Annotated in this window: 23 protein-coding genes and 2 riboswitches; of the genes, 10 read left to right on the top strand and 13 right to left on the bottom strand. The window is 71.8% G+C overall.

Features of this window, described 5'->3' with window-relative positions:
* Positions 1-40: 40 nt before the first annotated feature.
* The 8 genes from B1H19_RS28030 to B1H19_RS27995 all read right to left on the bottom strand — a co-directional run bounded on the left by B1H19_RS28030 (position 41) and on the right by B1H19_RS27995 (position 9,233).
* Positions 41-1,120 carry an ABC transporter ATP-binding protein gene (locus tag B1H19_RS28030; RefSeq protein ID WP_083107517.1) on the bottom strand — a complete coding sequence of 360 codons (1,080 nt, stop codon included), beginning with the start codon at positions 1,118-1,120 and terminating at the stop codon, positions 41-43.
* Positions 1,117-2,262 (bottom strand): ABC transporter ATP-binding protein, encoded by a 1,146-nt coding sequence (locus B1H19_RS28025; protein WP_083107516.1) that lies wholly within the window; start codon positions 2,260-2,262, stop codon positions 1,117-1,119. The genes B1H19_RS28030 and B1H19_RS28025 overlap by 4 nt, the downstream gene beginning before the upstream one ends.
* Entirely contained in the window at positions 2,259-3,269 is a 1,011-nt protein-coding gene (locus B1H19_RS28020) for an ABC transporter permease (protein ID WP_083107515.1), read from the bottom strand. The genes B1H19_RS28025 and B1H19_RS28020 overlap by 4 nt, the downstream gene beginning before the upstream one ends.
* A gap of 80 nt (positions 3,270-3,349) precedes the next feature.
* Positions 3,350-5,098 (bottom strand): ABC transporter substrate-binding protein, encoded by a 1,749-nt coding sequence (locus B1H19_RS28015; protein WP_083107514.1) that lies wholly within the window; start codon positions 5,096-5,098, stop codon positions 3,350-3,352.
* Positions 5,099-5,225: 127 nt separating this feature from the next.
* Positions 5,226-6,224, bottom strand: a complete 999-nt coding sequence (locus B1H19_RS28010) for an ABC transporter permease (RefSeq protein ID WP_083107513.1) — start codon at positions 6,222-6,224, stop codon at positions 5,226-5,228.
* Positions 6,225-6,652: 428 nt separating this feature from the next.
* Positions 6,653-7,468 carry an enhanced serine sensitivity protein SseB C-terminal domain-containing protein gene (locus tag B1H19_RS28005; protein WP_083107512.1) on the bottom strand — a complete coding sequence of 272 codons (816 nt, stop codon included), beginning with the start codon at positions 7,466-7,468 and terminating at the stop codon, positions 6,653-6,655.
* A 63-nt stretch (positions 7,469-7,531) separates the two neighbouring features.
* Positions 7,532-8,401: an enhanced serine sensitivity protein SseB gene (locus tag B1H19_RS28000; protein ID WP_083109915.1), complete on the bottom strand. Its 870-nt coding sequence runs from the start codon at positions 8,399-8,401 to the stop codon at positions 7,532-7,534.
* Between the two features lie 112 nt (positions 8,402-8,513).
* Complete coding sequence (locus B1H19_RS27995; RefSeq protein ID WP_083107511.1) at positions 8,514-9,233, bottom strand: P-loop nucleotide/nucleoside kinase family protein; 720 nt, start codon at positions 9,231-9,233, stop codon at positions 8,514-8,516.
* Positions 9,234-9,486: 253 nt separating this feature from the next.
* Positions 9,487-9,582, top strand: a riboswitch (glycine riboswitch).
* Positions 9,583-9,696: riboswitch (glycine riboswitch) on the top strand. It begins immediately after the preceding riboswitch.
* A 33-nt stretch (positions 9,697-9,729) separates the two neighbouring features.
* Between B1H19_RS27995 and gcvT the strand changes: the two genes are divergently transcribed.
* The 5 genes from gcvT (at position 9,730) to B1H19_RS27970 (ending at position 14,923) form a co-directional block, all read left to right on the top strand.
* Complete coding sequence (gene gcvT / locus B1H19_RS27990; protein ID WP_083107510.1) at positions 9,730-10,857, top strand: glycine cleavage system aminomethyltransferase GcvT; 1,128 nt, start codon at positions 9,730-9,732, stop codon at positions 10,855-10,857.
* 121 nt (positions 10,858-10,978) lie between these two features.
* Positions 10,979-11,356, top strand: coding sequence for a glycine cleavage system protein GcvH (gcvH, locus tag B1H19_RS27985; RefSeq protein WP_083107509.1), 378 nt, complete (start codon positions 10,979-10,981; stop codon positions 11,354-11,356).
* 31 nt (positions 11,357-11,387) lie between these two features.
* On the top strand, positions 11,388-12,647 hold the full coding sequence (gene glyA, locus B1H19_RS27980; protein WP_083107508.1) for a serine hydroxymethyltransferase: 1,260 nt from the start codon (positions 11,388-11,390) through the stop codon (positions 12,645-12,647).
* A 380-nt stretch (positions 12,648-13,027) separates the two neighbouring features.
* Positions 13,028-14,410, top strand: coding sequence for an L-serine ammonia-lyase (locus B1H19_RS27975; protein ID WP_083107507.1), 1,383 nt, complete (start codon positions 13,028-13,030; stop codon positions 14,408-14,410).
* A gap of 24 nt (positions 14,411-14,434) precedes the next feature.
* A complete protein-coding gene (locus B1H19_RS27970; protein WP_083107506.1) occupies positions 14,435-14,923 on the top strand; it encodes a hypothetical protein in 489 nt (162 codons plus the stop codon).
* On the opposite strand, the gene B1H19_RS27965 is transcribed toward B1H19_RS27970, so the two are convergent.
* The 3 genes from B1H19_RS27965 to B1H19_RS27955 form a co-directional block, all read right to left on the bottom strand.
* On the bottom strand, positions 14,920-15,225 hold the full coding sequence (locus tag B1H19_RS27965; protein WP_083107505.1) for a hypothetical protein: 306 nt from the start codon (positions 15,223-15,225) through the stop codon (positions 14,920-14,922). The two genes, B1H19_RS27970 and B1H19_RS27965, sit on opposite strands and share 4 nt — an antisense overlap.
* A gap of 118 nt (positions 15,226-15,343) precedes the next feature.
* On the bottom strand, positions 15,344-16,057 hold the full coding sequence (locus B1H19_RS40395; protein ID WP_083107504.1) for a phosphatase PAP2 family protein: 714 nt from the start codon (positions 16,055-16,057) through the stop codon (positions 15,344-15,346).
* Positions 16,054-16,659: a phosphatase PAP2 family protein gene (locus tag B1H19_RS27955; protein ID WP_083107503.1), complete on the bottom strand. Its 606-nt coding sequence runs from the start codon at positions 16,657-16,659 to the stop codon at positions 16,054-16,056. Before B1H19_RS27955 ends, B1H19_RS40395 begins: the two co-directional genes overlap by 4 nt.
* Before the next feature lie 173 nt (positions 16,660-16,832).
* Here B1H19_RS27955 and B1H19_RS27950 point away from each other — a divergent pair, with 173 nt between their 5' ends.
* Both B1H19_RS27950 and B1H19_RS27945 read left to right on the top strand, forming a co-directional pair.
* Positions 16,833-17,309 (top strand): BlaI/MecI/CopY family transcriptional regulator, encoded by a 477-nt coding sequence (locus B1H19_RS27950; RefSeq protein ID WP_083107502.1) that lies wholly within the window; start codon positions 16,833-16,835, stop codon positions 17,307-17,309.
* The gene (locus tag B1H19_RS27945) at positions 17,306-18,244 is read left to right on the top strand and encodes a M56 family metallopeptidase (RefSeq protein ID WP_083107501.1); all 939 of its coding nucleotides are present in this window, start codon (positions 17,306-17,308) and stop codon (positions 18,242-18,244) included. Before B1H19_RS27950 ends, B1H19_RS27945 begins: the two co-directional genes overlap by 4 nt.
* A 7-nt stretch (positions 18,245-18,251) precedes the next feature.
* Here B1H19_RS27945 and B1H19_RS27940 read toward each other — a convergent pair whose 3' ends face one another.
* Entirely contained in the window at positions 18,252-19,727 is a 1,476-nt protein-coding gene (locus B1H19_RS27940; protein ID WP_083107500.1) for a sensor histidine kinase, read from the bottom strand.
* A gap of 1 nt (position 19,728) precedes the next feature.
* Positions 19,729-20,466 carry a response regulator transcription factor gene (locus B1H19_RS27935; protein WP_083107499.1) on the bottom strand — a complete coding sequence of 246 codons (738 nt, stop codon included), beginning with the start codon at positions 20,464-20,466 and terminating at the stop codon, positions 19,729-19,731.
* A 214-nt stretch (positions 20,467-20,680) separates the two neighbouring features.
* Here B1H19_RS27935 and B1H19_RS27930 point away from each other — a divergent pair, with 214 nt between their 5' ends.
* From B1H19_RS27930 to nadE, 3 genes are all read left to right on the top strand, one after another.
* Entirely contained in the window at positions 20,681-21,928 is a 1,248-nt protein-coding gene (locus tag B1H19_RS27930; protein ID WP_083107498.1) for a glycosyltransferase family 4 protein, read from the top strand.
* 185 nt (positions 21,929-22,113) lie between these two features.
* Complete coding sequence (locus B1H19_RS27925; RefSeq protein WP_083107497.1) at positions 22,114-22,668, top strand: GH25 family lysozyme; 555 nt, start codon at positions 22,114-22,116, stop codon at positions 22,666-22,668.
* Between the two features lie 95 nt (positions 22,669-22,763).
* Positions 22,764-23,594 (top strand): ammonia-dependent NAD(+) synthetase, encoded by an 831-nt coding sequence (gene nadE, locus B1H19_RS27920; protein WP_083107496.1) that lies wholly within the window; start codon positions 22,764-22,766, stop codon positions 23,592-23,594.
* Positions 23,595-23,656 lie beyond the last annotated feature (62 nt).

Here is a 23,656-nt window from a genome sequence, read left to right as displayed (position 1 = left end):
TACCGGCCGTTGGCGCCCCGCGCCTCGGACAGGCCCTCCGTCACGTCGCGTCGGCGGGCCCCTCCTTCGGGGCGTTCTCCGGGTGGTGGCAGGCCACCTGGTGGCCGGTGCGCAGGGCCACCAGCGGCGGTTCGGTGGTGGCGCACTCCTCGGTCGCCTTCCAGCAGCGGGTACGGAACCGGCAGCCGGAGGGCGGGTTGATCGGGGACGGCACATCGCCCTTGAGCAGGATCCGGTCGCGCTGCGTACGCCGCTTGGGGTCGGGTACCGGCACGGCGGACAGCAGCGCCGTGGTGTACGGATGCATCGGCGTCTCGTACAGCGACGCGCGGTCCGCCAGCTCCACGATCTTGCCGAGGTACATCACCGCTATCCGGTCCGAGACGTGCCGGATGACCGACAGGTCGTGGGCGATGATGACGTAGGTCAGGCCCAGCTCCTCCTGGAGGTCGTCCATGAGGTTGACGACCTGGGCCTGGATGGAGACGTCGAGGGCCGAGACGGGCTCGTCGGCGACGACCAGCTTCGGCTTGAGCGCCAGCGCGCGGGCGATGCCGATGCGCTGGCGCTGGCCGCCGGAGAATTCGTGCGGATAGCGGTTGTAGTGCTCCGGGCTCAGGCCCACCAGCTCCAGCAGCCGCTGCACCTCCTTCTTCACCCCGCCCTCGGGCTGGACGCCCTGGAGGCGGAAGGGGGTGGAGACGATGGCGCCGATGGTGTGCCGCGGGTTCAGCGAACCGTAGGGATCCTGGAAGATCATCTGGATGTCGCGGCGCAGCGGTCGCAGCTTTCCCTGGGAAAGGTGCGTGATGTCCGTGCCCTGGAACGCGATCGATCCGCTGGTCGGCTCGTCGAGCCGGGTGATCAGCCGGCCCGTCGTGGACTTGCCGCAGCCGGACTCGCCGACGACGCCGAGGGTTTCGCCGGGCCGTACGTCGAAGTCGATGCCGTCGACCGCCTGGACGGCCCCGACCCTGCGCTTGAGCAGGCCCTTGGTGATCGGGAAGTGGCGGACCAGACCGCGCACCCGCAGCAGCGGCTCGACCTGCGTCGCCTCGTCGGCGGTCCCGGTCGTCCCGGTCGTCTCTGTCGTCTCGGTGGTCTCAGTCGTCTCGCTCACAGCTTCGGCGCAATCTCTTCGGTCCAGATACGCTCCCGCTCCTCCGGCGCCATGTGGCAGGCGGAGAAGTGCCCGTCCGCGGCCTCGCGCAGTTCGGGGCGCACCGTACGGGTGAGGTCGTCCGCGGGGATGTCCGCGTAGGGGCAACGGGGGTTGAAGGCACAGCCGGACGGCACGTTGATCAGGCTGGGCGGCGAGCCCTTGACGGGGATCAGCCGGTCGGTCTGGTCACGGTCGATCCGCGGCATGGAGCCGAGCAGGCCCCAGGTGTAGGGGTGCTGGGGGCGCGAGAAGACCTTCTCGGCCGGGCCGCGCTCCACGCACCGGCCGCCGTACATCACCAGCAGGTCGTCGGCGAGCTCGGCGACCACGCCCAGGTCGTGGGTGATGAGGATGACCGCCGAGCCGAACTCCTTCTGCAGATCGCGGATCAAGTCCAGGATCTGCGCCTGGACGGTGACGTCCAGAGCGGTGGTCGGCTCGTCCGCGATGAGCAGTTCGGGGTTGTTGACCAGCGCCATCGCGATCATCGCGCGCTGGCGCATGCCGCCGGAGAACTGGTGCGGATGGTCGTCGACGCGTTTGTCGGGCTGCGGGATGCCGACCCGGTCGAGCATCTCGACGGCCCGCTTGCGCGCGGTCTTCCTGCTGACGTCGTGGTGGACGCGGTACGCCTCCACGATCTGGTTGCCGACCGTGTAGAAGGGGTGCAGCGCGGACAGCGGGTCCTGGAAGATCATCGCCATCCGGCGGCCGCGCAGCCGGCGCACCTCGTCCGGATCGGCGCCCACCAGCTCCCTGCCGTCCAGCCAGATCTCACCGGACATCCGCACCTTGCTGCGCTCCCGGCGCGCGGCGCGGTGCAGGCCCATGACGGCGAGCGAGGTCACCGACTTGCCGGAGCCGGACTCGCCGACGATGCCGAGCGTCTTGCCCTTCTCCAGGCTGAAGGTGAGCCCGTCGACGGACTTGACCAGCCCGTCGTCGGTGGGGAAGTGCACCTTGAGGTCGCGCACTTCGAGGAAGGCGGACGGCGGCGCGGCGGCGTCGGCTGCCTCGGCCACTCCCGCCTTGTCTGCCTCGGCCACGCCGGTCTTGTCGGCCTCGGCCGCGCGGGTCTTGTCGTCCAAGGAGTCGGTCATGAGAGCCTCACCCGCGGGTCGACGGCGGCGTACAGGATGTCCACCACCAGATTGCACAGAACGATGAAGAACGCGGCGAGCAGGGTGACGCCGAGGATGTTCGGCAGGTCGTTGGCGTTGATCGCCTCCACCGCGAAGGCGCCGACTCCCTTGAGCGAGAAGACCTGTTCGGTGATGAGCGCCCCGCCGAGCAGCAGGCCCAGGTCCATGCCGAAGACGGTGATGATCGGGGTGAGCGCGGCCCGCAGACCGTGCCGCAGCACGACCTTGCGTTCGCGCAGGCCCTTGGCGCGGGCGGTACGGATGTAGTCCTCGCCCAGCGTTTCGAGCATGCCCGCCCTGGTCAGGCGGGCGTAGAGCGCGGAGTAGAGGAAGGCCAGCGTCACCCAGGGCAGGACGAGGTTGCTCGCCCAGCCGGCCGGGTCGTCCGTCAGGTTCACATAGTCATGGGCTTCGAATATCGGCCACTGGTAGGTGAACAGGGCCAGCGCCAGGGCGCCGGTGAAGAACATGGGCAGCGAGACGCCGGCCAGGGCCACGCCCATGGCCATCCGGTCGAAGAGCGAGCCGGGCCGCAGCGCCGAGAGCACACCGGTGGCGACACCGGAGACGACCCACAGCACGGCCGCACCGGCGGCCAGCGAGACCGTCACCGGAAGGCGGTCCTGGATTTCGGGCCAGACCTCGATATGGGTTTTGAAGGAATAGCCGAAGCACGGCACATGGCAGGTGGCCGCGTCCGGTCCGAATTTGTAGTCGACGCCGACGAAAATGCCCTTGAGGAAGTCCCAGTACTGCTCGTACACGGGCTTGTCCAGGCCGAGATTCCGCTTCACCGCGACGATGTCCGCGGCCGTGGGGGCCTTTCCGATGTACTGCTGGGCAAGCTGGTCGGTGGTCTGCCCGGCCATTTTCGGCAGCAGGAAGAAGATGCCGAAGGTGACCGCGCTGACGATCAGCAGCAGAATCACTGCGCTGATCAACCTGCGGATGAGGTACGAGAACACGGGACGCGGCGTCGGCGCCGCGGGCCGGCCCACCAAGGCGGCCCGCGGACACCAATGCCTTCACCTGCCTTCCAGGGCTGCTACTGCTTGACGCCGATGTTGAGGTAGTCGTATTCGCCGCTGTAGGCCGAGGTCGACACCACGTTGGTGGCCTTGGGATTGCGGTAGTTCAGGACCTTGAAGTAGGTGAGCGGGACGATCACGGCCTGCTCCATCGTCTTCCGGTCGATCTGGGCGTACGCCTTTTCGCGGGCCGCCTGGTCGGGGTTGGCGATGGCGGTGTCGAGCAGGTTGTTGATCTCCGGGTCGTTCAGCTGCGAGAGGTTGGAGTTGCCGGACTGGCTGATCGCCTTGCCGTGCAGGATCTGCTGGAGATAGCCGTAGCCGGTGGGGAAGTCCGCGCCCCACTGCATCATCATCAGACCGACGTTGTTCTTCTCGGTGAACTTCGGCACACCGGCGTAGTCCGAGAAGTACTTGCTCGACGGGTAGGTCTGGATCTTGGCGTCGATGCCGACCTTCTTGAGCGATTCGATGACCGAGGTCGCGCCGTCCACCTCCTCCTGGCGGTCGCTGCGCGCCAGGATGGTGGTGCTGACCTTGCCCGCACCGCACTTGTTCCAGTGCTGCTTGGCGTCGGTCAGATCCAGTTTGTCGCCCTTGTACTTCTGCGGGTACAGGTCGTACTTCTGGTAGCCGTTGAGGTCGGTCGGCAGGATCGTGGTGGCCAGGCCGCCGCGGATCGGACCGCCGAGCGCGCCCTGGACGGCCTTCTTGTCGAGCGCGTACTCGACGGCCTTGCGGCACTCGACGTTGTCGAACGGCTTCACCTTGGTGTTGATCGCCGTGTAGATGAGCCGCTGGCCGAGCGCGTTGTCGGTGTTGGCCTTCTGCTTGGGGTCCGTCAGCAGCTGGGCCTGGGTCTGGCCGTCGACGCCCCGGCCGTTGAGGTCGATCTGGGTGTTGCCGGCCTGGAGGTCCTTGTCGATGGTCGACTGGGCGACCTTGAGGTTCAGGACGATCTTGGCGGGCAGCTGCTTGCGCAGCGGGTCGGTCTTGGCGGACCACTGCGGGTTGCGGACCAGGGTGAGCTGCTTGCCCTCCTGGTAGCTCTGGAACTTGTACGAGCCGGAGGAGACCACGGACTTGGTGTAGTCCGCGCCCTTGTCCTTGGCCTGCGGGACCGGGGCGGTCTGCGGCGAGCTGACCAGGTAGTCGAACTCGGCGAACGGCTTCTTGAGGTGGAAGACGATCGTGGTGTCGTCGGGGGTCTCGATGGACTTCAGACCGGCCTTGGACTTGTCCTTGTAGGGGCCCTTGTAGCCGCCGTCGTTGTCCTGGAGGAACTGCTGGAAGTAGTTCGGCCCCAGCGAGAGGACGTCGCGGGCGAAGTTGCTGCGCTCGACGCCGTACTTGACGTCCTGCGAGGTGATCGGGGAGCCGTCCTCGTACTTCAGACCCTTGCGGATCTTGTACGTCCAGGTCTTGCCGCCGTCGGACGACTTGCCCATCGACGCGGCCAGGTCCGGGACCAGCTTGTTCCCCTTCGTGCCGGGGCCCGGCTGGAAGGTGGTGAGCGGGCGGGCGTAGAGGCGGCTGAAGTTCCAGATGAACGCGTAGTAGGTGTTGCCCGGGTCGAACGACTCGGGGGCGTCGGCCATCGCGTAGGTGAGCGTGCCGCCCTTCGCGTCCGAGGCGTTGACGATGCCCTTGGTGGCGGCGTTGGCCGTGCTGTCGCCGCTGTCGGAGGCGCCGCCGCCGCAGCCGGCGAGCAGCAGGCCCGCGCTGGTGAGGGCCGCTATCGCGGCGACCGGATGTGACCTTCTCATGGTGGTCGGTGTCCCCTTCGTTCGTCGGATAGGTCGAAACGTCAGCAACGTCGGACGTCGAAAGCGCGGATGAGGATTCTGGGCCGGACGGGCCGGACGGGCCGGACGGGCGGGAGGGGGGCGGGGATCAGCGGCTGCGCGGATCCAGCGCGTCCCTCAGACCGTCGCCGAGCAGGTTGAACGCGAGCACGGTGACGAAGATCGCGAGGCCGGGGACGATCATGTACTGGGGGTCGACCTCGTAGTACTTGACCGCCTGGTTGAGCATGCCGCCCCAGGACGCCTGCGGCGGCTGGATGCCGACGCCCAGGAAGCTCAGCGCCGCCTCGAAGAGGATGTTGGAGGGGATCAGCAGCGTCGAGTAGACGATGATCGGGCCCACGAGATTGGGCAGCAGTTCACGGAAGAGGATGAAAGGGCCGCGGGCGCCCATACCGCGGGCGGCGTCCACGAATTCTCGCTCCCGCAGCGACAGCGTCTGTGCGCGCACAATCCGCCCCATATACGGCCAGTTGAAGAAGCCGATCACGAAAATCAGGACGCAGATGTGCAGCGGCAGTCCTTCCATGCCGAATGCACCGCCCTGAAGGGAGGCGGAGATGGCAATCGCGAACAGCAGCAGCGGAAAAGCCAGGAACACATCCATCATGCGGCTGATGAGCGCGTCCACCCGGCCGCGGTAGAAACCGGCGACCACGCCGAGGACGGTGCCGATGGCGACCGACAGCAGGGTCGCGCCGAAGGCCACCAGCAGCGAGACCCAGGAGCCCTCGATGATGCGGGCGAGCAGGTCCCGGCCGAACTTGGGGTCCACGCCCAGGGGATGTGCGGCGCTCATGCCGCCGAAGTCGGCCTTGGGCAGCGTGGTGTTGGCGTCGATCAGATCCTGGTGGGGGCTGTCCGGGTCCAGCCCGAGCAGGGCCTGGAGGGGCCGCGAGAACGCCGCCAGGACGACCAGCAGGATGACAACGATGGCACCCGCCACCGCGACCTTGTCGCGCCGGAAGCGAAGGAGCGCGATCCGGCCGAGCGAGCGCCCTTCGATGCGCTGGGCCGGCACGCCCTTCAGCACCGCTTCCGGCTGCGCCTCGGCAGCGGCCCCGGTGGTCTCGATCGGTGCGGTCACGGTGCTTTTGCCCCCTCTCGGCCGTTGGTGGACGGCCCATGCCCGCCGCGGGCGCGGCGCGGTTCACCTCACTGGTGCAACTGCCGCAACGGTGCGGCCGTGGCAGACCGAGCGGTCATCACGGAAGGTCACCCGGGGGAATACCGGGGGGAATTCACGTGAGCCGTTCGGGATGGTCCTCGCACAACTCGTACAAAGAGCCGGTGCTCTCCGTGGCCGGAGTCTTCATCCGATTCGCGATCACTCACCAGACCTGGCGGGGAAAGGATGCGCAACTGTGATGTGGTCCGCGGTGTTCCGTTATACGGACGCCAGAAGTGGCTGAGCGGAGCGAATACCGGGAAAAGGGAGGTAAGTACGTGGGGCGCACCGGGCGAATTCACCGCAAGAGCGCCGGGCGGCGGCGACGTCCGCCGCCGAGGGGGAGGTCAGTACGGGCGCGGGTAGCCGTAGCCCTGCACCGGCGCCTGGCCGGTCATCTGGCCCGGCATCTGCCCGGGCACCGGGCCGTAGCCGTCGCGGTCGAAGAAGGGCCGGGCGCAGGCGCGCATCCACATGCCGACGGGGTCGTACTCGTCGTTCATCGCGACCGTCGAGACGGGCAGCCCGTCGGGGACGGCGCCGATGGACTGCTGGATCATCATCCGCACCGAGTCCACCGCCTGCTGTCCGGTGTCGTACAGATCCAGGCCGATCGCCAGGTAGGGCGCGCCGAGGGCGGGTTGCACCCAGGCGCGGCGCAACGACCGTACGGCGGGGGTGCGGTGCGCGTTCTGGCCGAGCAGGGCGTAGAACTGCGGGATGTCGATGACCGGTTCGCTGATCCGCAGCGGTCCGGCGGGCAGCCGGTCCAGGCCGCCGGCGATCCGGCGCAGGTCGAGCCAGGGGATGCCGACGCCGCCGCCGGGGGCGTGCGGGTTGAGCCACAGGCCCCAGCGGTCGGGGAAGAGGGAGGCGGCGATCTCGGGTCCGGTGACGAGCTCGTGGTCGCGGTTCCAGCCGGAGGCGGCGAGTTCGGCCGCGGAGGTCACACAGGGCGCATAACCCAGGCCGTCGACCTCCATGTTGCCGTACTGCGCATCGGGCATGCCGGCGCGGCCCTGCCACAGCAGCATCCAGACCTGGCCGGCCGCCAGGGCGTGCAGCAGCGCCTCATAGGCGTCATAGCGACCGGGCGAGACCTGCGCCAGCATCTGCTCGACCTGGCCGGCCGCCGCCGCTCCCTGATGCGCACCCGCGCTCACGTGGTCCGTCCCTTCCTAGTGGCCGGGCGCGTGGGGGTCCGCCCGCGCCGTCGCCCCACCAGCTTACGAGTGGTCCCGCGCGTAGAAGGGCCGCACGCGCTCGAGCATCCAGTCGGCGACCGGGTCACCCTGGGCGATATCGAGCATCACCAGCTGGACGGGCCAGGGCACCGGCACCGCACCGAGCGCCCGTCCCAGGGCGTTGAGCACCGCATCTCTGGCGCTGCCGTCCTGGAGCGCGGCGGGCGCGGCCCCGACCTGAACACCGACGAACAGTGCGGGCGTGTCGCCCTCGACACTTGCCAGGGCACGCCGGGCAGTCAGGACAATTCCGGCGGCGGAGAACTCCAGTCCGGCGGCCGCGAGGAAATCCACCGGCTCGTCCTGCCAGTCCGGTTCCAACAGCCGCACCCGGCCGCCGCTGGGCAGGGCCGCATCGGCCTCCCCCCGTCCGGCACGGCACAGTTCGGCCACCGCGGGCGGCGGCAGCGGGACGCCGACGGCGCCGTCCGGATTGACCGCGATGCCCATGTTCGGCGGCAGTCCGCGGGCGAACTCCCGGGCGGGGGCGACGGTGAAGGGCATATGTGTGCCGACGATCCGGAGGAACTCCTGCTCGGAGCTGAAGACGGGGACGTAGGCGAGGCCCTCGATATCGACGGTGGGCAGGTCCAGTCCGCGGGCGCCGGGCCCCGCCGAATCCGGTCCGCCGCCGTTGGGCAGCGGCACCCACAGCCGGCTGCGGCCCAGGACCTCCACGATCCGGCCGCCCGCGCCGGGATGCCCGACCGAGGCCGAGAGCACCTCTTCGAGCTCGTTCGCGGGCCAGGACAGCTGGGGTATCCCCTGGCCGGGGAAGTCCCCGTGCCCCGGATGGCCCCCGTGCCCCGGAATGTCCCCCTGCGGGTAGCTCCCCTGCTCCGGAAATGTCATCTGCATCCACCCGTTCCGCACCGCGCCTACAGACCAACGACCCTAGACGAGGCGGCCGACGTGCACACCTGCGGGGCGACGGCGGGCGGCGGGGCGGCAGCAGGCCGGCGGCTCAGCCGAAGTCGACGGTCTCCAGCGCGCCGGCCGCGCCCCGGTCCAGCAGCACCACCGAGCCGAATCCCCGGGGCGGCCGCCCCGCTTCCACCGCCCCGACCAGCCGCCCCACCGCACGCCGGTGCCGGGCGAAGGCGTACCCCGACACCCCGCGCCCCCGCGCCGCCTGCCCCGAGCGCGCCACCGCAGCCGGCACGTCCAGCAGCACCAGATGCAGCCCGCGGCCGCCCCGCCGGGCCGAGAGCGCCAGCCAGCGCCGCACCCAGGAGAGCGTCCCGCAGTCGTGCACCACCACGCTGGTGCCGGAGCGCAGCGCGCGGCGCAGCGCCAGATAGTGGGCCGCGCGGACCAGCGGCCGGTAGACGGCGTACGGCAGGCGGCGCAGCCGGCCGCGCTCCCAGCGTTCGCGGACGTCCTGCGAGTCGATGCGGTGCACCGCGCCGCCGCCGGCGTCCAGCGCCGGCACTATGCGGTGCATCAGGGTGCTCTTGCCGCCGCCCGGCAGCCCGGAGACGACCACCAGATCGCCGGCCGGGAAGCGCAGTCCGGCCGGGGAGCGGGCGCCGCCCCTGAGGTCGACGACGTCGGTGCCGCGGCCGGGCCGTACCCAGGTCCGCGGTACGGCGCGCCTGGTGGCGGCCCCCGTGTCCCGGGAGACGGCCCCGGTGTCACGGGCAGCGACCCCCGTCTCCCGGGCAGCGACCCCCGTCGTCGTCATGCCTGCGGCTTCGCGGTGCACCGTGATCGCCCCCTCCCGGTCCGGTTCGGCGCCGGTGCGGCACCCTCCCCCGCGCAGAGTGTCAAGAAACGGTAATGCGCTTCAAGGTGCTCGTGGGATCCGCCCGGGTCGTGGACCACGTGACGGCCGCCCCTCCTCGATCCGGCATTCCCGTGCAATGATGTCGGCGCCACGTGCGCACCTGTGTTCTTTCGGGCACAGTCCTCGCACGGCCAACTGCATACCGGCCGCTTGAATCCGCGCGGGAGAGTCCCCGGCCGCCACGGCGGGGCGCCGAAGGAGCAAGTCCTCCCTTGAATCTCTCAGGCCCCTATACCGCGCGGGCGAGGCAGATCTGAAAAGCGAGCCGCTGCCCGAAGGGGCGGCTCCACCCAAGGTGCAAACCGGGTCCGTTCGCGGGATCCCGGTGAACCTCTCAGGTTCCGATGACAGATGGGGAGACATGTTTTGTCACCCTGCCTGGGAGCCCAGAACCATGACTGATGCCCCCCGCCGCACCGCGCTCGATGCCACGCATCGTGCGCTCGGCGCGACCATGACCGACTTCGCCGGCTGGGACATGCCGCTGCGCTACGGCAGCGAGCGCGACGAGCACGTCGCGGTCCGCACCCGCGCCGGCCTCTTCGACCTCTCCCACATGGGCGAGATCACCGTCACCGGCCCGCAGGCCGCCGACCTCCTCGACCATGCGCTGGTGGGCAACATCGGCGGGGTGAAGACCGGCCGCGCCCGCTACACCATGATCTGCGACGCCGAGGGCGGCATCCTCGACGACCTGATCGTCTACCGGCTGGCCGACCGGGAGTACATGGTCGTCGCCAACGCCTCCAACGCCCAGATCGTGCTGGACGCGCTGACCGAGCGCGCCGCGGGCTTCGACGCCGCGGTCCGCGACGACCGCGACGCCTATGCGCTGCTCGCAGTCCAGGGCCCGGAGTCCCCCGGCATCCTCAAGCGCCTGACGGACGCCGATCTGGACGGCCTGAAGTACTACGCGGGCCTGCCCGGCACCGTCGCCGGGGTGGACGCGCTGATCGCCCGTACCGGCTACACCGGCGAGGACGGCTTCGAGCTGTTCGTCCGGCCCGAGCACGCCGTCACCCTGTGGCAGGCGCTGACCGAGGCCGGCAAGGACGCCGGCCTGGTCCCGTGCGGCCTCTCCTGCCGCGACACGCTGCGCCTGGAGGCGGGGATGCCGCTGTACGGGCACGAGCTGACCCGCGCCACCACGCCGTTCGACGCGGGCCTGGGCCGGGTCGTGAAGTTCGAGAAGACGACGAACGACGGTGACTTCGTGGGCCGGACCGCGCTGGAGGCGGCCGCCGCCCGCGCCGAGACCGCCCCGCCGCGCAAGCTGGTCGGCCTGATCGCCCAGGGCCGCCGGGTCCCCCGGGCCGGCTACCCGGTCGTCGCCGCCGACGGCGCGGTGATCGGCGAGGTCACCTCCGGGGCCCCCTCCCCCACCCTCGGCAAGCCGATCGCCATCGCGTATGTGGACGCGGCCTACGCCACGCCGGGCACCGAGGGTGTCGCGGTGGACATCCGTGGAACCCATGAGCCGTACGAGGTCGTCGCGCTGCCCTTCTACAAGCGCCAGAAGTAACGGTTCGCCCGCGGCAAACCGGCGGCGGCGCACGCCCCCGCCGTCTCGCTGCGTAAGACCCTCCCCTTGGCTTCCAGGGGCCCCTTCACGATCACCCCTTCGCGTACAGGAGAATCGACCCATGAGCAACCCCCAGCAGCTGCGCTACAGCAAGGAGCACGAGTGGCTGTCGGCCGCCGAGGACGGCGTCTCGACGGTCGGCATCACCGAGCACGCCGCCAACGCGCTCGGCGATGTGGTCTACGTGGAGCTTCCCGAGGTCGGCAAGGAGATCACGGCGGGCGAGACCTGCGGTGAGCTGGAGTCGACCAAGTCGGTCAGCGATCTCTACGCCCCCGTCAACGGCGAGATCGTCGAGATCAACGAGGACGTCGTGGCCGACCCCTCGCTGGTGAACTCCGCCCCCTTCGAGGGCGGTTGGCTGTTCAAGGTGAAGATCAGCGGCGAGCCGGGCGAGCTGCTGTCGGCCGACGAGTACGCCGCCTTCATCCAGAGCTGAGCCCCGCACCCCTCTCCCCAGGAAGTCCTCCATGTCTCTTCTCAACAGCTCCCTCCACGAGCTCGACCCCGACGTCGCCGCCGCCGTCGACGCCGAGCTCCACCGCCAGCAGTCCACCCTCGAAATGATCGCGTCGGAGAACTTCGCCCCCGTCGCCGTCATGGAGGCCCAGGGCTCCGTCCTCACCAACAAGTACGCCGAGGGCTACCCCGGCCGCCGCTACTACGGCGGCTGCGAGCACGTCGACGTCGTCGAGCAGATCGCCATCGACCGCATCAAGGCGCTCTTCGGCGCCGAGGCCGCCAACGTCCAGCCGCACTCCGGTGCGCAGGCCAACGCCGCCGCGATGTTCGCGCTGATCAAGCCGGGCGACACCATCCTGGGTCTCAACCTCGCGCACGGCGGGCACCTGACCCACGGCATGAAGATCAACTTCAGCGGCAAGCTGTACAACGTCGTCCCCTACCACGTCGACGAGAAGACCAACCTGGTCGACATGGACGAGGTCGAGCGCCTGGCCAAGGAGCACCGCCCCAAGCTGATCGTGGCCGGCTGGTCCGCCTACCCGCGCCAGCTGGACTTCGCCGCCTTCCGCCGGATCGCCGACGAGGTCGGTGCGTACCTGATGGTGGACATGGCCCACTTCGCCGGCCTGGTGGCCGCGGGCCTGCACCCCTCCCCCGTCCCGCACGCCCACGTGGTGACCACCACCACCCACAAGACCCTGGGCGGCCCGCGCGGCGGCGTCATCCTCTCCACCCAGGAACTCGCCAAGAAGATCAACTCGGCGGTCTTCCCGGGTCAGCAGGGCGGCCCGCTGGAGCATGTCATCGCGGCCAAGGCGGTCTCCTTCAAGGTCGCGGCGTCCGAGGAGTTCAAGGAGCGCCAGCAGCGCACCCTGGACGGCGCCAGGATCCTCGCCGAGCGCCTGGTCCAGCCGGACGTCACCGAGGTCGGCGTCTCCGTCCTGTCCGGCGGCACGGACGTCCACCTCGTCCTGGTCGACCTGCGCAACAGCGAGCTGGACGGGCAGCAGGCCGAGGACCGCCTCCACGAGGTCGGCATCACGGTCAACCGCAACGCCATCCCGAACGACCCGCGGCCCCCGATGGTCACCTCGGGTCTGCGCATCGGCACCCCGGCCCTGGCCACCCGCGGCTTCACGGCCGAGGACTTCCGCGAGGTCGCCGACATCATCGCCGAGGCCCTCAAGCCGTCGTACGACACCGACGCCCTCAAGGCGCGCGTGACGGCCCTGGCCGAGAAGCACCCGCTGTACCCGTCGCTGTGACGTGATGCGGGTATCCGCGGCCGACGCGTCCCGGATACCCGCACCGCACTCGCCGCGCACCCACGGGACGGCCTCCCTCCCGGCCTCCCGGATCCCCCGGCCCGGCCCGCGCACGGTCCGCGCATCGCCTGACGTACGGTCCTCCGTGCCGTCCCCCGTGGTCCTGACCGCGTCCTCGCCCATCGCCACCGTCGCTGTTGTCCGTGACGACGGCCACCCGACGCCTCTCGTCCATGGGCGCGTGCCGCCATCCGGGTTACGCTCGACAATCGGCGCAGAAACGCAGAAACGTGACTGCCGCCGACCGGGGCCCACCCCGCCCCCGTCCCCCGCTTCACCGCTCCACCACCCACCCCGAGCAGACAAGGGAGTCCGCCGCCATGGCCATCTCCGTCTTCGACCTCTTCTCCATCGGCATCGGCCCCTCCAGCTCCCACACCGTCGGCCCGATGCGCGCCGCCCGGATGTTCGTCGGCCGGCTGAAGAAGGACGGTCTGCTCGCCCAGACGACCTCGGTGCGCGCCGAGCTCTTCGGCTCCCTCGGCGCCACCGGCCACGGCCACGGCACCCCCAAGGCCGTACTGCTCGGCCTGGAGGGCCACTCCCCCCGCACCGTCGACGTCGAGACCGCCGACGACGAGGTCGAGCGCATCCGCACCACCGGCCGGCTGCGGCTGCTGGGCGCCGAAATAGGCGCCACCCACGAGATCGCCTTCGACGAGAGCCGCGAGCTGATCCTGCACCGCCGCCGCTCCCTGCCGTACCACGCCAACGGCATGACCCTCTTCGCCTACGACGCCGACGGCGCCCCCCTCCTGGAGAAGACCTACTACTCCGTCGGCGGCGGCTTCGTCGTCGACGAGGACGCGGTGGGCGAGGACCGCATCAAGCTCGACGACACCGTCCTGACGCACCCCTTCCGCACCGGCGACGAGCTGCTGCGCATGTCCCAGGAGACCGGCCTGTCCATCTCCGCGCTGATGCTGGAGAACGAGAAGGCCTGGCGCACGGAGGCGGAGATCCGGGCCGGGCTGCTGGAGATCTGGCGGGTCATGCAGGCGTGCGTGGAGCGCGGGATGTCGCGCGAGGGCATCCTGCCGGGCGGGCTCAAGGTCCGCCGCCGGGCCGCCAACGCCGCCCGCGCCCTGCGCTCCGAGGGCAACCCGGCCGCCCACGCCATGGAATGGGTCACCCTCTACGCGATGGCCGTCAACGAGGAGAACGCGGCCGGCGGCCGGGTGGTGACCGCCCCCACCAACGGCGCGGCCGGCATCATCCCCGCCGTCCTGCACTACTACGTCAACTTCGTGCCCGGGGCCGACGAGGACGGTGTCGTCCGCTTCCTGCTGGCCGCCGGCGCCATCGGCATGCTCTTCAAGGAGAACGCCTCCATCTCCGGCGCCGAGGTCGGCTGCCAGGGCGAGGTCGGCTCGGCCTGCTCCATGGCCGCCGGCGGCCTGGCCGAGGTGCTCGGCGGCTCCCCCGAGCAGGTCGAGAACGCCGCCGAGATCGGCATGGAACACAACCTGGGCCTGACCTGCGACCCGGTCGGCGGCCTCGTCCAGATCCCCTGCATCGAACGCAACGGCATGGCCTCCGCCAAGGCCGTCACCGCCGCCCGCATGGCCCTGCGCGGCGACGGCCGCCACCACGTCTCCCTCGACAAGGTCATCAAGACCATGAAGGAGACCGGCGCCGACATGTCCGTCAAGTACAAGGAGACGGCGCGGGGCGGGCTCGCGGTGAACATCATCGAGTGCTGAGGTCGTATCCCCCCGGGAGATCCCGTGAGCACCAGTGAACCGGTGTGGTCCGAGCGTGAGCTGCCGGCGTTCTTCAGGCAGTGGCGAAACGACTGGGGGGACGAGGAGCTCTCCCCGTACGACTACCTGGACTTCGGGGGCGGGCTGCGTTTCGTCCTGGCCGCGGCGTGGCTGTTCTGTCCCGAGACGGTCGAGTACCGCGGTGGTGTGTTCCTCAAGGAGCGCTTCCACCAGGGCACTGTCGACGACTGGTTCACGAACCTGGAGGGCGATCGGCGCCGTATCGAGCTCGTCGTCAACCACGTCGAGTTGTGGGACGTCTTCCTCAACACCCCCTTGACGGACGACGATCGCCTCGGGGAGGAACTGCCCCGCCTCGCACTGGCCCTGGGGGAGTGCTGGCAGGGAGTCCTGTCCGCGCGCTATCCCGACCGGGACATCACCGTCGAGGTGAGCGATGAGGAGGACGGCTCCTACGGGCCGACCGTGACCTTCCGGGCGGATCCCCGCTAGCGGCCGATCTCCCAGGCGTACGGCGGGAGTTCGCGGGCCCGGTAGTAGATCTCCAGGGCGTGGGCCGTGGGGACGAAGGGATGGACGCGGGCGCCGTCGAGGGTGGCCAGGAGGCGGGCGCAGTGGTGGAGGCAGCCCGGGATCTCGCGGCCTTGGCGGTCGATGAGGGTGGCGGCGTCGTGCGGGCCCCCGCACGGGGTGGGGTCCTCGGCGGCGGCGGCCGCGCAGCGGGTGCGGGGGGCGGGCGGCCGGAGGGCCGGGGCCGCCGCGGGGTTCGGAGCGTGGTCGAGTCGTCGGTTCATGGCGTCCCCCTGGTGGTGCCGTGATCGCTGTGCCGGGTGCCTGACGGCGCCCAGGACAGTGCTGCTCGGCGGGGGGCCGGTCCATGCCCGCTTGGCGAAGAACTGGTCCTATCGTCAGCTAGTCATGGCGTGGTGCGTGACGTGTGGCGCGCGAGTGGTGGATGGCACCAGGGGTCCGGCGGTCCGGGGGCCCGAGGAAGGCGGGCTCCGCCAGCAGGGCGAGGGTCAGCACGGTGGCGGCCAGGAGCCAGCCGCCGAGGACGTCGCCGGGCCAGTGGACGCCCAGCAGGACGCGGGTGGTGCCGACGCCGACGGCCCACAGGGCGAGCACCACGTACCAGGTGCGGGCCGTCGCCGGGCGGGCGCGACGGGCGATACCCCAGGCCAGGAGGCCGGCCGCGAGGGCGGAGGTGGTGGCGTGGCCCGAGGGGAAGGCGTAGCCGGAGGCGTGCCCGGTCCAGTCGACGGCGGGCGGGCGGGGGCGGGCGAGGAGTTCCATCAGGCCGTAGCGCAGCGTCTGGCCCACGGCCAGGACGCCCACCGCGGCGGCCGCCGCACGCAGTCGGCCGGGGGCATCGGATCCGGCCAGCAGACCGGCGAGCACCGCCATCAGGTAGGGGACGGGGCCGGTGCCGGTCGACGTGAGGGCGCGGGCGAGGGAGCGCAGCGGTTCGCCGTGGTGCGTCCTCGCCCAGTGGTGGGCGGCGAGCTCGGGGGCGAGGGGCGCGCCGTGGCGCAGGGCGACGACGACGGCCACGGCGGCGAACAGGGCCGCGGTGAGGGCGGCCAGCGCGAGCAGGCGGCCCGGACGGTGCGGCCCCGCGGGGGTCACCGGACCGCCACCAGGGGGCGCAGCCGGGTGGCGCGGACCCGCTCGACGGCCGGCGCCGCCCGGTGGGCGAGGCGCATCAGCGCCCACGCGACCAGCGCGCCGGTCAGCAGACCGGCGACGACGTCGTGCGGGTAGTGGGCGCCGACCCAGACGCGGGAGGCGGCCATCAGGAGGGCGGCGGGGACCGCGATCCGGCCGAGCCGGCTGCCGCACAGGATCAGGGCGACGGCGGCGGCCGCGGCGACCGCGGAGTGGTTGCTGGGGAAGGACCAGTCGCCGATGCCGGGGCAGGCTTCGACGGTGACGGTGTGCAGCGTCTGGCAGGGGCGCTGTTCGTCGAAGAAGGACTTGATCACGTCGTTGGCCAGGTAGGCGGCGACGACCACCACCGGGGTGGCCAGCACCAGGGCCATCCGGCGGGCGTCGGCCGGGCGGGCCCGCCACCAGGCGAGCAGCATCAGCACGGCGAAGAGGCCCAGGCCGTAGTCGGTCCCGTAGGAGATGACGGTGTTCAGGGTGTGCGGGGCGCGCTGGGCCAGGTCGGTGATCCGGGTGTACAGCCCGCCGTCTATCGAGGCTCCGCCGAGGGCGAGGTCGTGCATGGGGGTTCTCCTTGGCGGCGGAGGGCGGAACGGGCGCACACCGGGCGGCGGCCCCGGTACCGGGTGCGGGTGGATTCACGGGAGCGGCTCATACAGCCGGACCGAGCGACTACAGTCACGTAGACGGTATCGGTCTACGAAACTGTAGACGACGACAGGGTGAAGGGCGTTCCATGCCGGAGACACCTCACACACCGCAGGCCCCCGGTTCACCTCCCGCGCCCCGGCGCCCCGCCGGCGAGCTGGAGGCCGGCGTACTGGGGGCGCTGTGGGCGGCCACGGGTCCGCTGAGCCCCGCCGAGGTGCAGGGCGCGCTGGGCGGGCGGCTCGCCCGTACGACCGTCACGACGATCCTCACCCGGCTGTACGGCAAGGGGGCGGTGACCCGCACCCGGGCCGGGCGGGGCTATGCGTACTCGCCGATACAGGACTCGGCGGGGCTGGCCGCGCGCCGGATGCGCAGCGAACTGGACAAGCAGGACGACCGGGGCACCGCGCTGGCCCGTTTCGTCTCGCAGCTGACCAGCGAGGACGAGCGGCTGCTGCGTTCGCTGCTGGACGAGGCGGACGGGCGGCGGGAGAGCGGCTCCGGGGACGGCGGAGAAGGGGCCGGCGGGGACGGAGCCGGTGGGGACGGGGCCGCCCCGTGATCGTCGCCGTCTGGATCCCGCTGCTGATACCGCTGCTCGCCGTACCGGCCGCCCGGCGGCTCGCGGCCTGGCTGCCGCCGCGCGCCGCCGCCTGGCTGCTGGCCGGCTGCGCCGCCGCGCTGGCCGCCTGTGCGACCGCGGCGCTGGGACTGCTGGCCGCCGCCGGGGCACTGCGGCTGCCCGCCGTCGCCGCGCTCGGCCATCTCGTGCTGCCGCTGCCCGGCCCCGATCCGGACGTGACCGTCCCGGTGGCCTGCGCCGCGGGCGCCCTGCTGGCGGGGTGCGCGCTCGCGGCCGGCCGTCGCGCGCTGGCCCACCGCGCCGGTCTGCGCACCGCCCGCCGCGCCGTCGGCGCCCGTGCCGCGGCCGGTGATCTGTGCGTCCTGCCCGATGCCGCACCGGACGCCTACGCCCTTCCGGGCCGGCCGGGCCGGATCGTGGTGACCGCGGGGATGCTGCGCGCACTGGCCCCGGACGAACGCGAGGCGCTCTTCGCGCACGAGCGCGCCCATCTGGCCGGGCGCCATCACCTCTTCCTGCTCACCGCCACGCTCGCCGCGGCGTGCCACCCGCTGCTGCGGGGGCTGCGCGCGCCCCTGGAGTACGCGCTGGAGCGCTGGGCCGACGAATCCGCCGCCGTCCGGGTCGGCGACCGGGCCCTGACGGCCCGCGCCATCGGGCGCGCGGCCCTGGCCGCCCGCCCCGGGGCCCACCGTCCCGGCGCCGCCCTCGCCGCCACCGCAGGACCGGTCCCCCGCCGGGTCGCCGCGCTGCTCGCCCCCGGGCGCCCGCCGGCCCGTCCGCGGCGGGCCGGCCGCCGCCTGGTCGGCGCGGCGCTGCTGTGCTGTGTGGTGTTCTCGGCGGCGTCCGCGCTGGAGGCCGCGACCGATCTGCATCAGTCCGTGGAGGCCGCGCAGGCGCAGAAGCGCTGGTGAGCGGGGGTCAGCGGGCCGCGGCCGGATCGTGGCCCGACCCGCGCCCCACGGTGAAGCCGAGCACCGCCCCGCCTCCGGCCCGGTGCGCGGCGAAGGCGTGCCCCCCGTGGGCGGCGGCGATTTCGCGGACGATGGCCAGGCCCAGGCCCGAGCCCGGCAGTCCGCGGGCCGCCGGGGCGCGGTAGAAGCGGTCGAACACCCGGGTGAGGTCGGAGGCGGCGAGGCCAGGGCCGCGGTCCAGGACCTCGATACGGGTGCCGGTGACGTGGACCTCGATGGGTTCGGTGCCGCCGGCGTCGAATTTGGCGGCGTTCTCCAGGAGGTTGGTCAGGGCGCGGTGGAGGGCGTCGGGGCGGCCCTCGACCTCGGCGGGGCGGACGGCGTCGACGGTGATCTCGCGGCCGGTCCGGCGGCGGGCGGAGGCGGCGGCCTTCTCGGCGACGTCGGACAGGCGCACATCGGCGAGCGGATCGTCGTCCCGGCGGCCGGCCGCGAGCCCGACCAGCTCGTTGACCAGGTCGGACAGTTCGCGGGCCTCCCCGGCGAGGTCGGCCAGGAGTTCGTCGCGGGCCTCGGGCGGCAGGTCCTCGAACCGCCGCAGCAGCGAGATGTTGGTACGCAGCGAGGTCAGCGGGGTGCGCAGTTCGTGGCCCGCGTCCTGGACGAGCCGCTGCTGGTCCTCGACGGAGCTGGCCAGCCGCCCGAGCATGTCGTCGAAGGCCCGCCCCAGCCGGGCGACCTCGTCGCGGCCCGCCACCGGGACCGGGACGTCCAGGCGCCCGTCCTCGGCCACGCTCTCGGCGACGGAGGTGAGCCGGACCAGCCGGCCGGTGATCCGGCGGGCCAGCCACCAGCCGGCCGCCCCGGAGCAGGCGATCACCACGGCGGCCAGGAGGGCGGTGCGCTGCTGGAGCTGGGAGAGCAGGTCCTCGGTCCCGCTGAACTTCTGCGCGACCTGCACGGCGCCGCGCCCGCCGCCGAGAGCGACGGTCGCCATGTGGTACTCGTCGTCGCCGACCGTCGCCTCCCGCTGGGCGTACCGTCCGGCCCGGTCGTATCCGGCGATCCTGCGCTCCCCGGGGCCGGCGGGCAGCGCCGGGCGCCCCGGGTCCACGATCCGGCCGTCGGCGCCCAGCACCTGGACGTCGGTGCGGGTGGGGCGGATGAGGTCGTCGCGCGGTCCGTCGTGGTCGGGGTCGACGGTCAGATAGTCCCGGGGCCCGAACGTCCGCTCCTGGACCTGGGTCCGCAGATCCCTCACGACCTCCGAGAACACCGACTTCTCGTCCACCCGCACCAGCCGGGCCGCGGCGTCGTAGCTCAGGAAGCCGACCAGGACGGTGACCGCGGCGGCCCCGGCGGCGAAGGCGAGCGCGAAGGTGGTGCGCAGACTGGCCGGTTTACGGGTACGCAGCCAGGCGCGCAGCCGGCCGGCCAGGCGCCGCACACCGGCGGCGGGCCGGCGGCCGCCGGACCCGGGCATCTCAGTCCTCCCTGAGGACGTAGCCGACGCCCCGCACGGTGTGGATCAGCGGGCGGCTGCCGGGCACATCGACCTTGCGGCGCAGATAGCCGACGTAGACCGCGAGGTTCTTGGAGCCGGGGCCGAAGTCGTAGCCCCAGATGCGGTCGTAGATCGTGGAATGATCCAGGACGATTCCGGCATTACGGGCAAGGAGTTCCAGCAGTTCGAACTCGGTGCGAGTCAGCTCCAGCTCGCGGTCGCCGCGCCAGGCCCGCCGCGAGGGGCCGTCGATCCGCAGGTCCGCCGCTTCGACGACGCCGGCCTCGGCGGCCCCGTCCGGCGCCCCCTCGCCGCCCCGGTCGCCCTCCGCCCCGCCGTCCCCGACCACCGGGGCGGTGCGGCGCAGCAGCGCCCGCAACCGGGCGAAGACCTCCTCGACCTCGAAGGGCTTGACGACGTAGTCGTCCGCACCGGCGTCCAGACCGGCGATGCGGTCGGCGGTCTCCACGCGGGCGGTGAGCATCAGGACCGGGGTGCGGTCCTGCTCGGCGCGCAGCACCTGGCAGACCTGGAGGCCGTCGATGCCGGGCATCATCACGTCCAGCAGGATCACGTCCGGCCGCTCGCGGTGGGCGGCGGCCAGCGCCTGGATGCCGTCGGCGACGGCGATGACGCGGTAGCCCTCCAGGGTCAGCGCCCGCTCCAGCGCGGTGCGGATGGGGCGGTCGTCCTCGGCGAGCAGTACCAAATGGGTCACCCGGCAAGCATGCCAAGGTCACGGCGGGGCGACGGGGGGCGGGCAGCCGGGAGGCGGCTTTCTTACCGGCCTCTCACCCGCGGTTCTTACCGGCCTCTCACCGGTACCACGCCGGGCTCTCACCATGAGCACGCCGCCGGCTTACCCCCTACGGGGACCGTGGGCCCGGTGCCGGACCGCCCGGCCCCGGCGAAAGGGCCACGGGAAGCTCCGGATGAAGATCACCCTGCTGCTGCACAACGCGTACGCCATCGGCGGCACCGTCCGCACCACCTTCAACCTCGCGGCGGCCCTCGCCGCGCAGCACGAGGTGGAGATCGTCTCGATGATGCGGCACCGCGAGGTCCCCCGGTTCACCCCGGACCCGCGGGTGCGCCTGGTGCCCCTGGTGGACACCCGGGTCGGCAGCGACGACATGGCCGATCCGCTCTTCTCCGAACCGGCCCGCGACTTTCCCGCCGCGGAGAAGCGGCACCACCAGTACAGCCGGCTGATCGACGTCCGGGTCGCGGAGTTCCTGCGCACGACCGACGCCGAGGTGCTGATCGGGACGCGTCCGGGGATCAACGTCTATCTCGCCCGCTTCGGGCCGCGCCGGGCCCTGCGGATCGCCCAGGAGCATCTGCGCCACGATGCGCACGCCAAGCGGCTGCGGGCCGAGCTCGCCCGCCACTACCGGGGGCTGGACGCCCTGGTCACCACCACCGAGGCCGATGCCGCGGTCTACCGCAGGCGGATGCCGCTGCCGGGCGTCCGCGTACTGGCCGTGCCCAACATCGTGCCCGCACCCGACCAGACGCCCTCCGACGGCGATGCGCCGCTGATCGCCGCGGCCGGCCGGCTGGTCCGCGGCAAGCGCTTCGACCTGCTGATAGAGGCGTTCTCCGCGGTCGCCGCCAAGCACCCCGAGTGGCGTCTGCGCATCCACGGCGGCGGCGCCGAGCGGGAGGCCCTCCAGGGGCTGATCGACGGGCTCGGGCTCACCGGGCGGGCCGAGCTGACCGGGCCGGTCTCGCCGATCGAGGCGGAGTTCGCCAAGGCGTCGATCGTGGCGTCGGCCTCGGACGCCGAGTCGTTCGGGATGACCCTCGTCGAGGCGATGCGCTGCGGCGTGCCGGTCGTCAGCACCGACTGCCCGCTGGGCCCGGCCGAGATCATCGACAGCGGCCACGACGGGCTGCTGGTGCCGACCGGCGACGGGCGGGCGCTGGCCGCCGGGCTGCTGGAGCTGATCGAGGATCCCGCGCGGCGCCGGCAGATGGCGACGGCCGCGCTGGACAGCGCCCGCCGCTACGACCCCGAGCCGATCGCCGACCGCTACCGCCAGCTCTTCGAGCAGCTGCGGGCCACCCGGCGCAGCCGGGCGCTGCGGCGCGCGCTGGGCGGGGCCCGGCTGCGCCTGGGCAGGCTGGTGCGGGGCGGGCTGCGACGGCTGAAGCGTGCGGGCGGCGCGGCGGGCTGAGCGGGCGCACCGGCCCGCCGCCCGGGCCATCACGCCGTCGCCGGAGGGAACTTCGGTGCCGCAATCCGGCGTCCCGGACCATGAAGGTGCGCAACTGCTGGAACTTGTCCGGCAGTTCGACAGTTGATGAACTTGACGCTGGGATGACGGTTCACACGGCAGGTCCGATCGGCAGGAGGCCGCGCATGCTGCATGGTGTCGATGTCAGTTCGTACAACACCTCGTTCTCCACCCAGGGGCTGGACTTCGTCTTCGTGAAGGCCACCGAGGGCCGCTCCTACATCAATCCGAACCAGTCGGCGCAGGCGGCGAAGGCCCGTGCGGCGGGCTGCGTGGTCGGCTTCTACCACTTCCTGTGGCCGGGGAACATCACCGCGCAGGCGGAGTACTTCGTCGAGAAGTGCGCCTCGGTGCACGGCGACCTCCTGGCCGTCGACTGGGAGACCACCGGCTCGGGGACGCATGCGAGCAACGCGCAGAAGGACCAGTTCCTGAGGGAGGTCAAGAAGCTGCGGCCCACGCATCGCGTGATGCTCTACTGCAACCGCGATTTCTGGCTCAACCACGACACCACGTCCTATGCCGGGGACGGACTGTGGATCGCCGACTACGTCACCGCCGGGCATCCGCGGATCAAGGCGAAGTGGCGGATCCACCAGTACACCGACAGCCCGCTGGACAAGGACGTCGCCGCCTTCGGGAGCCGGGCCGAGCTCAAGAAATGGGCGCACCCGGCATAATTTCCTCCGGCATGGTTCCGTACGGCGTCGTACGGCATGCGTACGACCGGCACCACGCGCGCCAGCGGCGCACGTACGACACCCAAGGAGCAGCCGTGAACGACCCGGCGGCCAAGGCCCTTCAGGAGGAGATCGCCCGGGATCTCCAGGTGAGCGCGTCCTTCGAGGCGGAGCGGGAGATCGAGCGCCGGGTGAGTTTCCTCACGCAGCAGCTGACGTCCACGGGGCTGCGGTCGCTGGTCCTGGGCATCAGCGGGGGGATCGACTCCACGACCACGGGCCGGCTGTGCCAGCTCGCCGTGGAGCGGGCCCGGGCCGCCGGGCACGAAGCGACGTTCTTCGCGATGCGGCTGCCCTACGGCGTCCAGGCGGACGAGAAGGACGCCCAGCGGGCGCTGGAGTTCATCCGCGCCGACAAGGAACTGACCGTCGACATCCGGCCGGCGAGCGATGCGGCGCTGGCGGCGGCGGTGGACTCGGGTGTGGTCTTCCGCGACGCCCGGCACCAGGACTTCGTGCAGGGCAACATCAAGGCCCGGCAGCGCATGATCGCGCAGTACGCGGTCGCCGGTGCCCATGCCGGCCTCGTCGTGGGCACCGACCACGCGGCCGAGGCGGTCTCCGGCTTCTTCACCAAGTTCGGCGACGGCGCGGCCGATGTCGTCCCGCTCACCGGGCTGACCAAGCGCCGGGTGCGCGCCGTGGGGCAGGCCCTGGGCGCCCCGGCGGAGCTGGTGTTCAAGGTCCCGACAGCCGATCTGGAGACGCTGGATCCGGGCAAGCCCGACGAGGACGCCCTCGGCGTGAGCTACGACCAGATCGACGACTTCCTGGAAGGGCAGCCGGTCGACGAGCGCGCCTTCGACGCCATCGTGCGCCGCTACCGCCTGACGGCCCACAAGCGGGAACTGCCGATCGCCCCCTGAGGCGCCGCGACGCCGCGGAGATCCGTCAGAAGCGCCCTAACCGTCATCGCCCGTCCAGGCTA

The sequence above is a fragment of the Streptomyces gilvosporeus genome, from assembly GCF_002082195.1.
Lineage (GTDB): Bacteria > Actinomycetota > Actinomycetes > Streptomycetales > Streptomycetaceae > Streptomyces > Streptomyces gilvosporeus.
The sequence above is the reverse complement of the archived record's forward strand: the minus strand, read 5'-3'. Positions and strand labels throughout refer to the sequence as shown.

What these genes read in the sequence shown, in the direction of transcription:
- B1H19_RS28025 (WP_083107516.1), bottom strand. Translation starts at nt 2,262, where the DNA reads ATGACCGACTCCTTGGACGACAAGACCCGCGCGGCCGAGGCCGACAAG.
- B1H19_RS28015 (WP_083107514.1), bottom strand. Translation starts at nt 5,098, where the DNA reads ATGAGAAGGTCACATCCGGTCGCCGCGATAGCGGCCCTCACCAGCGCG.
- B1H19_RS28000 (WP_083109915.1), bottom strand. Translation starts at nt 8,401, where the DNA reads ATGACATTTCCGGAGCAGGGGAGCTACCCGCAGGGGGACATTCCGGGG.
- B1H19_RS27995 (WP_083107511.1), bottom strand. Translation starts at nt 9,233, where the DNA reads ATGACGACGACGGGGGTCGCTGCCCGGGAGACGGGGGTCGCTGCCCGT.
- gcvT (WP_083107510.1), top strand. Translation starts at nt 9,730, where the DNA reads ATGACTGATGCCCCCCGCCGCACCGCGCTCGATGCCACGCATCGTGCG.
- gcvH (WP_083107509.1), top strand. Translation starts at nt 10,979, where the DNA reads ATGAGCAACCCCCAGCAGCTGCGCTACAGCAAGGAGCACGAGTGGCTG.
- glyA (WP_083107508.1), top strand. Translation starts at nt 11,388, where the DNA reads ATGTCTCTTCTCAACAGCTCCCTCCACGAGCTCGACCCCGACGTCGCC.
- B1H19_RS27975 (WP_083107507.1), top strand. Translation starts at nt 13,028, where the DNA reads ATGGCCATCTCCGTCTTCGACCTCTTCTCCATCGGCATCGGCCCCTCC.
- B1H19_RS27965 (WP_083107505.1), bottom strand. Translation starts at nt 15,225, where the DNA reads ATGAACCGACGACTCGACCACGCTCCGAACCCCGCGGCGGCCCCGGCC.
- B1H19_RS27955 (WP_083107503.1), bottom strand. Translation starts at nt 16,659, where the DNA reads ATGCACGACCTCGCCCTCGGCGGAGCCTCGATAGACGGCGGGCTGTAC.
- B1H19_RS27950 (WP_083107502.1), top strand. Translation starts at nt 16,833, where the DNA reads ATGCCGGAGACACCTCACACACCGCAGGCCCCCGGTTCACCTCCCGCG.
- B1H19_RS27940 (WP_083107500.1), bottom strand. Translation starts at nt 19,727, where the DNA reads ATGCCCGGGTCCGGCGGCCGCCGGCCCGCCGCCGGTGTGCGGCGCCTG.
- B1H19_RS27930 (WP_083107498.1), top strand. Translation starts at nt 20,681, where the DNA reads ATGAAGATCACCCTGCTGCTGCACAACGCGTACGCCATCGGCGGCACC.
- B1H19_RS27925 (WP_083107497.1), top strand. Translation starts at nt 22,114, where the DNA reads ATGCTGCATGGTGTCGATGTCAGTTCGTACAACACCTCGTTCTCCACC.